General features: G+C 67.9%; 14 protein-coding genes. 5 read left to right on the top strand and 9 right to left on the bottom strand.

All coding sequences use genetic code 11. The features are described from left to right. Positions 1-53: 53 nt before the first annotated feature. The 6 genes from J2T57_RS06185 to J2T57_RS06160 form a co-directional block, all read right to left on the bottom strand. The gene (locus J2T57_RS06185; protein WP_253475856.1) at positions 54-458 is read right to left on the bottom strand and encodes a hypothetical protein; all 405 of its coding nucleotides are present in this window, start codon (positions 456-458) and stop codon (positions 54-56) included. Continuing rightward, complete coding sequence (locus J2T57_RS06180; protein ID WP_253475853.1) at positions 455-898, bottom strand: hypothetical protein; 444 nt, start codon at positions 896-898, stop codon at positions 455-457. The genes J2T57_RS06185 and J2T57_RS06180 overlap by 4 nt, the downstream gene beginning before the upstream one ends. Before the next feature lie 135 nt (positions 899-1033). Next, positions 1034-1642, bottom strand: a complete 609-nt coding sequence (locus tag J2T57_RS06175; RefSeq protein ID WP_253475850.1) for a hypothetical protein — start codon at positions 1640-1642, stop codon at positions 1034-1036. Positions 1643-2047: 405 nt separating this feature from the next. Beyond that, positions 2048-5545 (bottom strand): transcription-repair coupling factor, encoded by a 3498-nt coding sequence (mfd, locus tag J2T57_RS06170; protein WP_253475848.1) that lies wholly within the window; start codon positions 5543-5545, stop codon positions 2048-2050. A gap of 107 nt (positions 5546-5652) precedes the next feature. Then, the gene (locus J2T57_RS06165; RefSeq protein ID WP_253475846.1) at positions 5653-6543 is read right to left on the bottom strand and encodes a hypothetical protein; all 891 of its coding nucleotides are present in this window, start codon (positions 6541-6543) and stop codon (positions 5653-5655) included. 65 nt (positions 6544-6608) lie between these two features. Next, positions 6609-6977, bottom strand: coding sequence for a hypothetical protein (locus J2T57_RS06160; protein WP_253475844.1), 369 nt, complete (start codon positions 6975-6977; stop codon positions 6609-6611). A 91-nt stretch (positions 6978-7068) separates the two neighbouring features. On the opposite strand from J2T57_RS06160, the gene J2T57_RS06155 reads away from it, so the two are divergent. The 3 genes from J2T57_RS06155 (at position 7069) to J2T57_RS06145 (ending at position 8504) form a co-directional block, all read left to right on the top strand. After that, positions 7069-7536, top strand: a complete 468-nt coding sequence (locus J2T57_RS06155) for a hypothetical protein (protein WP_253475842.1) — start codon at positions 7069-7071, stop codon at positions 7534-7536. Then, complete coding sequence (locus J2T57_RS06150; RefSeq protein WP_253475840.1) at positions 7530-8138, top strand: DUF3592 domain-containing protein; 609 nt, start codon at positions 7530-7532, stop codon at positions 8136-8138. Before J2T57_RS06155 ends, J2T57_RS06150 begins: the two co-directional genes overlap by 7 nt. Positions 8139-8231: 93 nt before the next feature. After that, the gene (locus J2T57_RS06145; protein WP_253475838.1) at positions 8232-8504 is read left to right on the top strand and encodes an HU family DNA-binding protein; all 273 of its coding nucleotides are present in this window, start codon (positions 8232-8234) and stop codon (positions 8502-8504) included. Between the two features lie 53 nt (positions 8505-8557). Here J2T57_RS06145 and J2T57_RS06140 read toward each other — a convergent pair whose 3' ends face one another. Both J2T57_RS06140 and J2T57_RS06135 read right to left on the bottom strand, forming a co-directional pair. Continuing rightward, a complete protein-coding gene (locus J2T57_RS06140) occupies positions 8558-9850 on the bottom strand; it encodes a hypothetical protein (protein ID WP_253475836.1) in 1293 nt (430 codons plus the stop codon). 43 nt (positions 9851-9893) lie between these two features. Continuing rightward, entirely contained in the window at positions 9894-10472 is a 579-nt protein-coding gene (locus tag J2T57_RS06135) for a DUF1064 domain-containing protein (protein WP_253475834.1), read from the bottom strand. A gap of 104 nt (positions 10473-10576) precedes the next feature. On the opposite strand from J2T57_RS06135, the gene J2T57_RS06130 reads away from it, so the two are divergent. Then, on the top strand, positions 10577-10867 hold the full coding sequence (locus tag J2T57_RS06130; RefSeq protein WP_253475831.1) for a hypothetical protein: 291 nt from the start codon (positions 10577-10579) through the stop codon (positions 10865-10867). 74 nt (positions 10868-10941) lie between these two features. Continuing rightward, a complete protein-coding gene (locus tag J2T57_RS06125; protein ID WP_253475829.1) occupies positions 10942-11493 on the top strand; it encodes a hypothetical protein in 552 nt (183 codons plus the stop codon). Positions 11494-11505: 12 nt separating this feature from the next. Here the strand turns inward: J2T57_RS06125 and J2T57_RS22385 are convergent, their stop codons facing one another. Then, positions 11506-14385 (bottom strand): bifunctional diguanylate cyclase/phosphodiesterase, encoded by a 2880-nt coding sequence (locus J2T57_RS22385; protein ID WP_253475826.1) that lies wholly within the window; start codon positions 14383-14385, stop codon positions 11506-11508. Positions 14386-14397 lie beyond the last annotated feature (12 nt).

Below are 14397 nucleotides of genomic sequence, written 5' to 3'. Positions count from 1 at the left end.
CTGTCATCGCCGCATCCGCGGCGAAGCGTTGTTTAATTGGATACCAACTATTGTCAGTGACGGCGCCCGGAAAGGCAAGGCTCGCGGGACTCGACGATCGCAAGCCCGGCGCCTCGCGCCTGCTCGACCAGCTGCCGCTCCCGGCAGACCGCGCGCGGGCAGAGCACCGCGGTGATCCCCGCCTGATCACCCCGCTCGCGCTGCCAGGCAAGCCGCCGCGAGAGTGCCTCGGGTGAATCGGCGCGCACGATCCGCAATCGATCAAATACGATACGAAAGCCCTGTCTCGCGAGCGGGCCGAGGACGTGCTCGACAAGACGTCGATCACCGGCAAGTGCCGCATCACTGATGTGCACCTCGCAGACGCCACCGGCGAGCATCGGGGATGCGCCCGCGAGCAGCCGCCTGACCAGGGCAGGGCAGTCCAGTCGCAGCACCGCGGCGGTTGCAGCGCTCATGTGCGTGCGGTGGTGGCGGGTGAGGCGCCACGCAGTGTCAGCGTCATCACACTTGCCGCTGCCGTGCAGGCCATGATCGCGAGCACGCCCGGGCCGGGCACACCGGCCTCGGCGAGCGCTGCGGCGATCATGCCGGGCAGGATCACCAGGGTGAGTCCGATGGCGCTCGCGGTCAGCGCAACCGGGACCTGCGCGCAGCCAACAAGGGCGCGCCGATGCCAGCGAACCAGGGGGGCTCGCCTGACACGCAGCGGCGCGCTGACCAGGTGCGCGTAGAGTGCCGCGGCGGCAAGCAGCAGCAGCGGCGAGGCGAGCAGCATGGCGATTGAGCCGTCGGTTGCCGCGCCTGCGCTCAGTGTCGCCTGCGCGCCTGCAACAAGCGCCATGGCGCCGAGCATGCCGGCGGCGGCCTTCAGCCAGCCGAGTGTGTGGGTCCGCATGGTCTCTCCCGGTTGTCTCCCCCCTCCGTCGTGGCCTGATTGCGTGCAGCCGGTGTCGACACGAGCCTGCGTCCCTGCAGTCACCGACCTATAAATAATATAGCATTATTTAATGTTTTCGTCAACCTCGCCGCTCTAGGCGTTGCTGACCAGCATGAGCGTGTCCCGGCGCAGGTAGTGGCGCAGGAAGGGCTGCCAGTAGTCCTCCCAGAACGCGAGTATCTCATGGGGGTAGGTGCTGACGGCAACCGGCCGTGAGAACACCTCCTCGATTCGCTCGATGTCGGCGGCCGTGGCGCTGAGGCCGTCGAAGCGCGTCATGTCGAAGAGTGTCGTGGCAAGGCGGCGCCAGCCGCGCTGCTGGAAGTCCTCGGCGCTCTCGAAGCGCTCGCCGCGCCAGTGGGCGATCAGCACGCGGGCAAGGCGCGCTTGCACGGGTGTGAAGCCCCACTCCGGGTCGTCATTGAGTGCGTCCTCGATCTGTCTCTCGTAGAAGGCAAGAGTCTGCTCGTAGTCGAGCGCGTCGGGCTCGCCATGGAGTATTTCAAGGAGCGTGTCCCGATCGAGGCATCTAAGCGCCGCGTCGAGGCATTCGCCATCCAGGGTGATGTCACCCTGGGCGTGGGGCGTGGCAAAGACAAGGCGCCTGGCGGCCTCGTGGATGAAGAACAGGCCGGATCCGGCAGCTGCGGTGACCTCAAAGCAGCTGGCGGCCACGGGCCGCGCGGTGGGTGATTGTCGCATGGTGGCTCCTCATGGTTTAAATAATTATACTGTTATGAAAGCCACACGTCAACCGACGGTGACGTCCGATGCCTGTCTCTGGGCTTCAAATATTAATAAAAAGAATATAAAATAATGTGCGTCCCGACGATGGAGCCCCCGATGCAACAGGACCAGCGCCCTGCAATACGCTACACGGCAAGGATCGGCGGCATGCTGCTCGCCGCGGCCAACCGCACAGCGCTCTATCCGGCAGAGCTCGCCGGCTGGGAGGCGGTCTCTGACACCGTGCTCACAGCCGCGCTTGAGTCGCTCGGCGAGGCGGCCTCCTCCCGGGTGTGCAGTCGCTTGCGTGCGCACTGGGCGCGCCACCAGCGCCGCCATCCGCGTGCTTTTGGACGCGCTTTTGGGCGCGTTGCCGGGGCGCTAGGCGGCCGTGATGGCCTCGCAGAAGTCGATGATGTGCTCTGCCAGGTCGGGGCCCTCGGCCGCGGAGAGGATCACCTGGCGGCCGTCGTCGCTGATCGCGAGGGTTTCGTCGCGCTCGATCATCGTGAACAAGGTGGCAAGGCGCACGCTTCGGAATGAGCGGAAGTCGAGGGTCACCGCCCCGTCATCGGCGATCACCTTGTGCACGCCTGCCCGGCGCAGCGCGGCACGCAGGTTGCTGATGCGAAGTAGCGCCTGGAGTGCCTTCGGTGGCTCGCCGAAGCGATCAGCGATCTCCTCAGCCAGGCGATCGACCTCATCCCGGTCCGCCACCGAGACCAGGCGCTTGTAGTAGCCAAGGCGAAGCCCGGGCTCGTCGATCAGCTCCGGGGGGATGTGCCCCCCGAGTCCGATCTCGATGGTGGCGGCATTGGTCAGGGACAGCCCCTCATCGATCTCCTCGCCGGCCTTCAGCGCCTCGATGGCGCGCTCAAGCAGCCGCATGTAGAGCTGGAAGCCGATCGCCTGAATGCTCCCGCTCTGCTCCTCGCCGAGGAGCTCCCCGGCGCCGCGAATCTCAAGGTCATGGGCGGCGAGCATGTAGCCCTGGCCAAGCTTGGTGGCCTCGCTCAGTGCCCGCAGTCGCCGCTCGGCCGTCTCGCTCAGGGCATCCGCACGGGTGAGCATGTAGGCGTAGGCCTGGCGGTGGGAGCGCCCGACGCGGCCACGCAGCTGATGGAGCTGCGCGAGGCCGAAGTTCTCCGCCTGGTCGATGATGATGGTGTTCGCATTGGGAATGTCGATCCCGGTCTCGATGATGGTGGTACAGAGCAGAACGTCGAACTCGTGGCGATAGAAGGCGCTCATGACCGCCTCGAGCTCGGCCTCGGCCATCTTGCCGTGGGCAATGCGGATGTCGGCGTCCGGGAGTAGCCTCGTGAGCTCCTCTGCCACCGCGTCGATGCTCTCCACACGGTTGTGGACATAGAAGACCTGGCCCTCGCGCTGGCGCTCACGGGAGACCGCCTCGCTCACAAGCGTTGCCGACCAGCGCTGTGCGGTTGTGCGGATTGACAGGCGCTTCGCCGGCGGTGTGGCAATGATGGAGAGATCGCGAATGCCATGCATGGCGAGCGAGAGGGTGCGCGGGATGGGTGTTGCCGTGAGCGCCAGCGCATCGACCTCGCCGCGCAGCTCGCGCAGTCGTGCCTTCTGCTGGACGCCGAAGCGGTGCTCCTCGTCGACCACCAGAAGCCCCAGGCGGGGAAGGCTGATATCGCCCTGCAGCAACCGGTGCGTGCCGATCAGAATATCCACCTCGCCCGCATTGGCCGCGCGCACGATGTGCCGGTCGGCACTGCGCTCGTCACTGCGCGCCAGCAGCTCGATCCGATACTCAAAGGAGGCGAAGCGCCGGCGGAAGGACTCGAAGTGCTGCGAGGCAAGCAGGGTGGTCGGCACCATCACCGCGACCTGGTAGCCGCTCGCCGCGGCGACGAACGCCGCCCGCATGGCCACCTCGGTCTTGCCGAAACCAACATCCCCGCAGACCACGCGGTCCATGGGCGTTGGCGCAATCATGTCGTCGATGATGTCGCTGATCGCCTGGGCCTGGTCGCGGGTTTCCTGGAACGGGAACTCATTGGCGAAGCGCTCGTACTCACCGCCCGGCTCATCGAAGGCAATGCCCGGTGTTGCGCGCCTGCGCTCATCGAGGCGGATGAGGTCCCGGGCGATCTCGCGCACGTGCTTCTGCGCCTCGGCCAGTCCCTTGATCCAGCGCTTGCTCTTCGCCGCATCGAATGGCGCCATTTCGCTGTTGGTGCCCGCGTAGGGCATCACCAGGTCAAGATCCTCCATCTTGACGAAGACCCGCGTTTCCGCGTCGTAGGCAATGGTCAGGAAGTCGCGCTCAACACCGCCGAAGGTGAGCGGCTCGATGGTATCAAGCCGCCCGACTCCGTTCTGGACGTGCACGATCGGGTCGCCGGGGGAGAGCATGTCGAGCTGGTCGTCGCCGATGGCGGCCTGGCCCTCGCTGCGATCGGCGTCCTTCTGGTAGATCGGCTGCCCGAAGATCTCCTTCTCGGTCATCACCAGAAGCCCCTGCCGCGGCAGGTAAAAGCCTGCCTCCATCGCGCCAATGCCGATGCCAACGCGCATGCTGCCATCCATGAAGTCATCCCAGCCATTCACCCATTCGGCTTTCTGGCGGAGCATCTTGCAGAGGATATCCATCTGCTGGCGGCGGGCTTCTGAGCGCATCACGAAGAAGATCCGCTCCGCCATGGAGAACCAGGGGCGGAGTGCCGCAATGGCGGCGCGCAGGTTCTCCTGGCGGGTCATCTCGGTCGGCAGGCTGCCGACGTCGACGCGCGCGCCCTCGGCGCCGGGTCCGGCCACCGCCTCGGTCATGATCACGCTCTCGCGCGCCCTGACGGCCGCGATGATCTCGCCGGGCTCGACCCAGAGCTCCTCGGGGCGGAGGAGCTGGCGAGCGCCGTGGCTGGTGAGGTCGATGTAGCGCTCGCCCACACTGCGCCAATGCGCATGGCTCTCGCTGATCGCGCCCTCGGCGAGGAAGAGCTGGCCGTCGTCGGGCAGGAAGTCGAGCAGGGTCGCCGTTTCGGTGAAAAAGGGCAGGTAGTACTCGATGCCGCTTGGTATCGCGCCGCCGGCGATCGCATCATAGGTCTCATCGCCCATGGTGCGGGTAAAGCGCCGGCGCCAGGCGTTTCTGAAGCGCTCGATGGCGGCCGCGGTGACCGGCATTTCACGCGCCGGGAGAAATACGAGCGTCCCCTTGTCATCGGCCGCGGCGCGCTGCGTGTCGATATTGAGGCTGTCGATGGCACGCACATGCCCGTCGCTGACACGCACGCGCACCGGGCTGTCCGGGCCAACCGGCCAGGCGTCGATCACGCCCTGGGGGCGCACGGCAAACTCGCCAATCTCCTCGACCACGCTGACCCGCCGGTAGCCGCGCTCAAGCAGACCATCGGTCAGCGCCTGGGGGCTCAGGGCCTCGCCGAGCGCCAGGCGAATGCCGCTGTCGATCCAGTGCTCTCGCCCGGCGATGCGACGCATCAGGTTGGAGATCGAAGCAATGATGATGATCGGCCGTCCGGCCTGCGCGGCCTGACTGAGGTGGTAGAGCGTGCTTGAGCGATCGGAAATCAGCCCGGGGTGTGGCGACTCCTGGTCGTAGGGCAGGGTCTCGGTGTCAGGGATGTAGTAGAGCTCTGGACAGTCGGCGCCAAGGAAAAGACGCAGCTCGCCGATCGCGTTCTCAGCCTGGCGGTCGTTGCGGGTGACAAGCATCCCCGTTCTGAAGCCATTGGCCCGGTAGGTTTTTGCGATCTCAAGACTACCTGCCGACCCGTAGACCCCGTTCCAGGTCGTGCTCTCGCCGATTGCAACCAGCTCCTCTGTGTCATCCATTGCTTCAGGTGTCTCGCGCAATAGCAATTCGTCAGTGATGGTGTCCTCCTTCACCGAACGCTTCCTTATCTTTTTGGTTGTTAGTGCGTCTTGGAGCGACGCGGCTCAAGTCCCGCCGGGGAGTATAGCGGTTTTGGGCCACACTGCCAGCTTTTGCCGCTTCAGGCACGCCGCTGGTAGGCATGAACGCGCAGGCTTGGCAGCAGTGGCTCGGGGTCGATGATCCGGTCAGAGCGCACCAGCCGGGCCTCGCTGCCGGGCGGCTCGGCGGGCAGCGCCTGCTCCGGGTGGCGGGGCAGGGGACTCCCCCTGTCGCAGCGCACCAGAAAGGGCAGCGCCGCGCGCACGGTGCGGCTCACGGTGGTGCCGTCCGCCTCCTGCCAGGTCAGGTTCGCTCGGATCGCCGGGCGCAGCCGCTGGACGCGGGCGAGCGGCGTGTCGGCGCGCAGCGCGCCAAGCGTTGCAAGCTGGGCGTCGATGTGTGGACCACCGCCCTTGCGGGCCAGGCGAAGGAGCGCATCCTCGGCCTCGGCCGCGGTGACGCGCTTGATGCTGCTGCCGCGATACCAGGAGAACCCAACCTGCTGCGGGGGCGCATCGAAGCGGTGGATGTGGCGGTAGATGTGATTTAAGTGCAGGCGGCTGTGCCCGCTCCAGCGCAGCCACCCGCGGGCACTCGACTCGATCTCCGTTGCGATCGCCTCGCGCAGCGCGCGACGCAATCCGCGTGCACGCTGATAGGCGCGCATGGCCGCGGCGAATCGTGTCTTCTCATCGTTGACCAGCCGCACCCTCTCAAGCGCCGCCTCCGAGGCGCCGAGCATCCCGTAGGCGCGCCGGGTCTCGCGGCCATCCTCGCTGCCGGCATGGAAGTAGGCGGCGTAGAGTGCGCACGCATGCTCGCGTGCCGCCGCCCCCTCGATCACCGCGCCGTCCTCGCAGACCCAGGCAGGGCGCTGCTCCCCCATAAGCGTCTCGGTAAGCCGCCCGGTGGCCTCAACCAGGCGGCGGAAGGCAAGGAGCACGTCGCCAAGGGCTACTTCCGCTGACATGGCCTGCTCTCGCCGCTGGGAGGGCCCTCAGCATAGCTGCCGGTGCGCCGGGCAGGCAAGCAGCGCTAGTGGATTCTGGGGGCGGGCAGGGCGTAGTGGGAAAAGACAAGGAGCCCGCTGGGGTAGAGCCTGGCGAGCGACTCCAGTCGAGCGGCGATTGCGAGTAGCCTCTCGCGTGGCGCGATCAACTCGATGGTGAGCGCATCGCCCCGGCGAGTGAAGGCGGCGGGCTCGACGCCCTCGCAGGCCGACTCCATCGCATTGATGAGGGCTGCGAGCTCGGCGCGCGGCAGCCGCCGGCCCCGAAGCCCGGAGAGCGCCGCGCGGATCCGCAGTCCGTGTCGCGTCACCTCGCTTCCCGATGCGCCTGCAACCGCCGCATAGCACTCGAGCGCCCGCCGCGCGGCACCGGCCGTCAATGGCCTGCTGTTCATCCCTGATCATCCGGTTCTTGTTATTGTTCTTTGGTAATTAATATACACAAAAATATTCAATAACGGAAGCCGCTGGGGTATACTGGCCACCATGACAACGGCAATCGTGTTCGCCTTTGGCGCCTTTCTCCTCTATCGCCTGGTCAGTGCGTTTCGCGCCTTGATCGCGCTGGATCGCGCGCTCGCCGAGGCGAAGGGCTGGGAGGCCGTCGAGGCGGAGCTTCGCTATGCCCGGGTTGAGAGCGTGTCGCTCCTGCGGCTCGTCCTGCGCCGTCGTGTGGAAACCGACTTCTACGCCTACTTCAAGCGCGACGGGCGGGCCTTTGGTATCGATCGACTGAGCCTGCATGCGCGCCCCAATGTCGCTGCACGCAACTTCCTGCGAAGCCTCGAGGGTGCGCGCAGCGTGGTCGTCCATGTCGACCCAGGGCGCCCGCACGTCGGCTGCGCACTCGCGCCAGGCGCGCACAGCCTGCGCGGTGAGTACCTGCGCGTGGCCGGCCTTTTGCTCGTCTTCGCCGGCTACCTGCTGGTCCTCCCCGGGGTGCTCGCATGGTAGCGGAGCTTGTGTTTGCCGCGGTGCTGGTCTTTCTTCTCGCCGGCGGGCTTGCCGCCGGCATCCGCGAGAGTGGCGCGCGGGTCGAAGCGCTGATCGTGGAGCTCCTCGCCCGCGCCGAGGCGATGCCGGGCTGGCGCCAGGTTCGGGGCGTGGTGCTTGAGCTTGGCATCAACTGCGAGCGGCCTGCTGCGGCGACGCTGCTCCCGGACATCGCCTATCACGGCGAGATCGACGAGGAGGCGGCGCTTGCCGCAGCACAGGCAGCGCATCGTGAGGCGCTCGATGAGATGGCGCACCACCATGGCGTGCTGATCCGCTACCGCTACGAGGTTGACGGGGTGGCCTATGTCGGCCGCGCCGTCTCGCCGTTCATGACCGATGCCTGTGCCGAGCTGGTCTACCGCCTTGCCCCCGGCCAGCGGCTGCGGGTGCTGGTCGACCCCGAACGTCCCGAGATCGCCTTCCTGCGCCGCCCGCGGGCGGCGGATGTCGAGCGCCACCGCCGCGCCCTGCACGCCCGGCTGCTGCGCCAGTGGTGCGTGGTCGGCGCGCTGCTGGCAGGGGGCATCCTCGCCCTCGGGATGGGGCTTTCCGGCAACTGATCCGCCCGCCGCTCGGCAATTGGCACTTGTGTCGCCGCGCGGCTGTGGCTACCGTCTAGCCTGGATCGAGCCAACCGCGAGGATACACCGACCATGAACAAGTCCGAACTGATCAGTTCCATTGCTGAGTCCGCTGGCATGAGCCAGGCGGAGGCCGGGCGTGCGCTCGACGCGCTCACCGATGCGGTCACCAGGACGCTTGCCAAGGGTGATGACGTCACCCTGGTCGGCTTCGGCACCTTCCGGGTCACCGAGCGCGCCGCGCGCGAGGGGCGCAATCCGCGCACCGGGGAGAGCATCAAGATTGCCGCGAGCAAGCAGCCCACCTTCAAGGCCGGCGCGGGGCTCAAGGCCGCGGTCAACTAAGGGCAGGGCGCAAGCACCGGCGGCAGGTCACCGGTGCTTGCGCAGGCAGTTCATTACGGCCGGTGCTCGCCATCCTCGGCAAGGCAGCGCGCGGCGACACGGGCCTGGCGGCGCTCGGCGCGCTCGACCATCCCGGTCAGCAGGGCCCTTGCGCGGCGAAAGCCCGGGGTGAGGAGCTTGGCGCCGGCGGCGGTTGTGAGGATGCCGGCGGTGAGCTGTTTCAGCACGCTCTCCGCCCGGGTCTCATGCTCCGGGCTGTAGGTGAGCGCGGCCTGCGTTGCCCGTGCGGCGTCGCCGATGGCCGCGCCGATGGCCCGGCGGGCCTGGTTGGCGCCCTCGATGAAGTCGAGTGCGCGCAGCCCGCCCGGGCTCATCTCAAGGCGCTCCCGTGCCCGCGTGGTCGCACCGTCGTAGGCCGCTTCGCCCGCCGACAGGAAGTTATCAAGGCCCTCGACGAAGTTCGGCACATGGGTGGCGATCTGTTGCGCGGCGACCTCGCGGAGCTCGCCACTGATTGCAGCCACATCCTGCACGGACGCCCCGCTCACCCAGGCGGCGAGTCCGACGCAGGCGAGCGCGCCGGCTGCGGCGAAGCCGCTCAGCTTGACGGCCTTGCCGGCCAGGCGCTCACCGAGGCGGCGATGCGCCTTCAGCTCCCGCCTGTTTTGCTCGCGAATGGCCCTGGGGCTGTAGCCGATCGCCTCAAGGTGACAGTCAACGGCACCGCGCCAGCGGTGATGGGCGATGCCGATCGCCTCGATCCCGCAGCCCTCGCTTACCATCGACTGGACGAAGCCGCCAGCGGCGAGCAGGCGGTTGTCACACTGCTCCTGGGGCATGAGCGAGTGGGAGGCGAGCAGTACGTCGCTCACCGCCTGTGCGGGGTGCTCGGCGCTCGCCGCGCGAATGATGCCCGCGCGGGCGATGTTGGCGCGAATGGCGAGCCCGCCGTTGCTCGGGCCGTTCAGCGACTCGAAGGCGGCCTCGGCGCGCAGCGCCCGGCGAATCGCCGGGTGCGTGGCGACCGCCTCCGGCAGGTCGGCATAGATGACGGCGCACTCCACCGGCGCGCTCTCGAGGAGCGCCATGGTGGCCTCGTGCACCGATGGGGCGGCGCGGGAGACGAGTGGCAGCAGCGTTGGTGTCGCAAAGGCGCGATCAAGCGCATGGCGCTGCTCGACGAGCGGCTTGTCGGCGAGGCGCAGCGCCTTTCGGGCGCGCGTGATGAAGGCCTCGATCTCCTCCTTGTGGGCGATGGGGTCGCTCATCATCACCTCCATCGCCACGGCATACTCCATGGCCTCCGTGAGCGTGACGCGATGCTTGGCAAGGGTCTGTGCGGCCATCACTGGCTCCTTTCTTTTTTCTTGAATTATACCACGAGTCTGCTCAGCGCCGCTTGCGTGGCGGACGTCCCGATCGTGGCGTCTTTTTCGGCCTGTAGGACTCGCGGATCTCGATGCCGTGAACGGCGCGCATGAGCTTCTTTTTAAGCCGGTACATCGGCGTCAGGTAGCCCTTTGCATCCTCGACCACCGCCTCGCCGTCGGCGTCCAGGTATGCGAAGTCGCAGACGTAGTCACAGACATGCATGTCGTTGATGATGATCGCAAAGGCGACCTGGGTGCGCAGGTCGGTGATGAGCCCGCTTGCCTCGTCGGCCCTGAGCTGGAGGTAGCGCTCGGCCTCCCAGCCGGAGTCAAACACCTGGCCGTTGATGGTGGTCTTGCGGTTGCCCATCTTCGAGGGACGCGGCTTCACGCCTTCCGCGCCCGGCTGCTTCTGCGCGGCCGGTGGCTGCGCGACGGGGCTGCTCGCCTCTGGCGCGCCGGCGCCTGGCGGGCGTTGCCGGGTGCCTGCGCGAAGCGCCCCACGAACAAGGAGTTCGCGGTAGTGCGAGGCGGAGAGTCGCCCGCCATCGATTGCCGCGCGATCCTCCGCGCTCAGCAGTTCGCGGCGCAGTTGCATGATTCCCCCGCCTGCCATCCTCATCCCCCTCTGGTGACATTTTATTTCTATGTTATTATAGCCGAATTCATGGCCCCGACCACCCGGACAGAGCAGCCACGATCATGGTGATCCCCTTTATTCTCTGCGCCCACCGCCTGGCACTGCTGGCGGGCGGCGAGCAGTGCGACATCAGTGACAGCCGGGAGCGGTGCTACCGTGACCAGCACATCGACGTGAGTGCAACGCTTGGCAGCGCCAGGCTTCGCGTGAAGCAGTGGGCGCAGGGGCGCTGGACGCCGCTCCTCGAGCTCGATGATGCGGGCGAGCTCGTCTACTTCACCGGCCTCGAGGACGCGCTTGAGTCGCATGTGCTGGCCCGCTACGCGGCGGCCGTTGCGGGTGACTCGCCCTAGCAGGACCACGACATCCCCCCGTCGCCTGTCTTTTGTTATAGAATGGAAATAAAAAAGACAGGAGGTCTGACCCGATGGCGCAGGGACGCACCACGAGTTATGCAGCACACACCGGTTCGGCGGATCACCTGCCGCCGCTCGCCCTCGCCCGGCAGATCAGTGCCGTTAGCGACGCGCAGATCCTGCGCGCCTGCTCGGCGCGCTGGGAGGCGCGCGACCCGGCGGCGGCGGACGAGCCCTCTCCGATGACCTGCACGCTGCGCGTGCATCTTGGCTCTCTGCCCTATGAGGCGGCGGCGCGGTTCAGGAGCATGGTGGATGATGGGCGTGCGCCGCGCTACATGCGCCTCTCCGAGGACAGCGCCCTGATCGAGGTCAGCAACACGGTGGATCACGCGCACTACCGCAGCAGCGCACTCGATGTCGAGGAGATGATCGAGGGCCGGCTGCTGCGCGCCTGGCAGCGCGAGCGCGACCATGTGGTGGGTCTCTCGACGGCGGCATTGAATGACACGGCCGATGGTGCCGAGCGCACTGCGCGCACGCTCGGCGTGCTTGAGCGCCTCGGGCTCTCCCGCACCAGGCAGCGGGCGGTACCGGCCGCGGAGAGCGGTCCCGGCCGTTAGCTCGCCGCCCGGCTAGGGCAGGGCATTGCGCGGTCGCGGCGGGCGCCGCCGCAGACTGAGCTCATCCATCGACAGCGCCTCGGCGATCGGCAGGGGCTTGCCGACAAAGTCGCCCTGGGCGTAATCAATGCCCATTGCCCGCAGCACCGCGGCGTCCGCCTCGGTCTCCACGAATTCGGCAACCGTGCGCTTGTCAAAGCCCTGGGCGATCGCGCTGATGGCGCTCACGATCGCCTGGCGCTCGCGGCTCGCCGCGAGCCCGCGGATGAACGAGCCGTCGATCTTGATCAGCGCGGCGGGGAGTTGTGCGAGGTAGTGGAAGCTGCTGAAGCCGACCCCGAAGTCGTCCAGCGCGAACTGACAGCCGAGCGCGCTGACAGCCTCCATCACCCGCCGGGTGGCCGCGAAGTCGGTGACGGCCACCGTCTCGGTGATCTCAAGCGTCAGTCGCGCCGGGTCGGCGCCGCTCTCGCGCAGCCGCTCGGCAAGCTCGGCCACGAAGTCGTCGTCGCGCAGGGTCTGCGCGGAGAGATTGACCGCCAGGCTGACCGGTGCGCTGCGCCGTCCCTCGTCGCCGATCTCGCGCAGCGCGGCGGCGAGCACGTGCAGGTCGATCTGGCTGATCTGGCCGCTGCGCTCGGCGACGGGGATAAAGCTCGACGGCGGGTGCAGGACGCCCGTTTGGTCGCGCAGCCGAACCAGGACCTCGAAGTGGCCGATGCGCCCGCTCTCCAGGTGCATGATCGGCTGGGCGTGAAGCTCAAGGCGGTCCTCGCGCAGGGCCTCGCGCAGCGCATCCGACCAGTACACGCGCTGGCGCACGGCCGCCTTCGCCTCGCTCCCGGACTCATCGAGCAGGACGTGCCAGGACTTGCCCGCCTCCTTGGCGCGGTACATGGCGAGATCGGCATTGGCGAGAAGCTCCTGGCAGGTCTCGCCGTGGCGAGGGAAGCAGACGATGCCGATGCTCGCCTGGATGCGATGGCGCCGGCCCTGATCGACGAAAACGAGCTCATCGAGGGTGCGGGTGATTCGCTCGGCACAGTCCACCGCCTGCGACTCGTCGGCGCCCTCAACAAGTAGCGCGAACTCATCCCCGCCCATCCGCGCCAGGACGCCGCGCTCGGAGAACTCGCGCTCCAGGGTGCTGGCAATGAGCCGCAGCAGCTCGTCCCCGGCGTGGTGTCCGCTCGAGTCGTTGACGTCGCGAAAACTGTCGAGGTCGAAGTGGATCACCGCGCCGCCCTCATCGCGGGCGAGGGCGGCCTCGAGTCCGGCCTGGAGCTGGCGTCGGTTGTAGAGCCCGGTGAGGGTGTCGTGGCTCGCGAGCCAGCCGAGGTGCTGCTCGGCGCCCTTGCGCGCGGTGACATCGAGGCCCACGGACACCACCGCCGCCCCCCCGTCGCCTGAGTCGTGGAGGTTCGCGTGATACCAGGCAATGGTGACGGGCCCGCCGTCGATGGCGCCGAACACCCCTTCCTCCATCGCTGGCGCATCGGCGGCCTTGCGGCTCGCGGCCGGATCGCCGCCCAGGAACACGCTCGAGAACGATCGCCCGACCAGCGACTCCGCGGGCTCTCCCACCAGCGTTTCGCCAAAGTGATTGATGCGGGCAATGCGCCCGTTCGCCTCCTGGGTGAGAATCACCACGCGCGCGGTGTCGAGCAGCCGCGAGGCGAAGTCCTTCTCGCGGCGCAGCGCCGCCATCTGCGTCTCGAGCTGATCGGCATGGCGCCCGACCTCGCCCTCCAGGTGCTCGAGCTGCGCGGCAAGATCGAGCGCGGCGCCATCGAGGACGTCGATCTCATCGCGCAGCCGCTCGCTGCCCGGGCCGACCGCGCGGCGGAGCTTTGTGTACTCGCCAAGGGCAAGCGCGGGCAGGGCGTCCGCCAGGCGGCGGATGCGCGCCATCGGCCCCCAGAGAATCGCAAGCAGGATCAGCGCGGCGACCGCCCAGCCGCCGATCGTCGCATAGAGCAGGGCGCGGGTGTCGGCACCGATGGCGCGGACACCGGCCGTGACATCGCGCACCAGGATAAACTCGCCACCCGTCCCGCCCGGGACAGGGACTGCGCCGATGCTGTAGGTGCGCCCGTCAACGCGAAGGCGCATTGGCTCCTCGCGCAGCGCCTCGCGCTGCGCCCGGGCGCTTGCCTCCATCAGCAGCGGGAAACTCTCCTCGGCGCGCGTGAGGATCGGCATCTGTCCGCCCCAGGCCGGGACCGGGCGGGCGATGGGCCAGCCGTCCGCCATCTCCGGGGGCACTTCGGGCACCTCGCCTTCGACAAAAAGCCCGACATTCGCACCGCTGATCTGCGCCACGTCGGTTGCGATGTCGGCCAGTCCGCGCTCGAGGATGACGATGGCGGCAATCTCCCCACCGCCAAGGGCCGGTGCCGCCACGTACTGCCGGCATGTGGCCGCGCAGACGATGCCGCTCGCGGGCCGCTCGCCCCCCAGCACCTCGGCGAGGAGCGCGCCCTCGGCGTCCCTGCCGATCAACGGCTCCGGGCCCCAGCGGCCGAGCGGCAGCCCCGATGGCAGCAGGACCTGCATCGTATCCACGCCGGCCGAGAGCTCGATGCTGAGCCACTCGGCCTGCAGCAACCGGTAGCCTTCGCTACCGCCGAGCAGACCGCGCACCTCCACCGCGGCAATCCCCAGCACGCTCGCGAGGTTCAGGAGCTCGGCGGAGGACTGGCCCAGGGCAAGATCGATCTCGCGCGTCTTGCGCTCGAAGAGCTCCTCCTGGTGGGCCTCGAAGCGGGCGGTCATGCTGGCATTGCCGAGCATGCTGATGACAATGGCGAGGGCGAGCAGCACCAGGCTTGTCAGCGTGAGCGCGCGCCATGTGAGGCTGACCTGCGCTGTTTGTCTGGACGTGTCGGACACCGTCACCCCCGG

This window comes from Natronocella acetinitrilica (genome assembly GCF_024170285.1).
In the GTDB taxonomy this organism is placed as follows: domain Bacteria; phylum Pseudomonadota; class Gammaproteobacteria; order Nitrococcales; family Aquisalimonadaceae; genus Natronocella; species Natronocella acetinitrilica.
The sequence above is the reverse complement of the archived record's forward strand: the minus strand, read 5'-3'. Positions and strand labels throughout refer to the sequence as shown.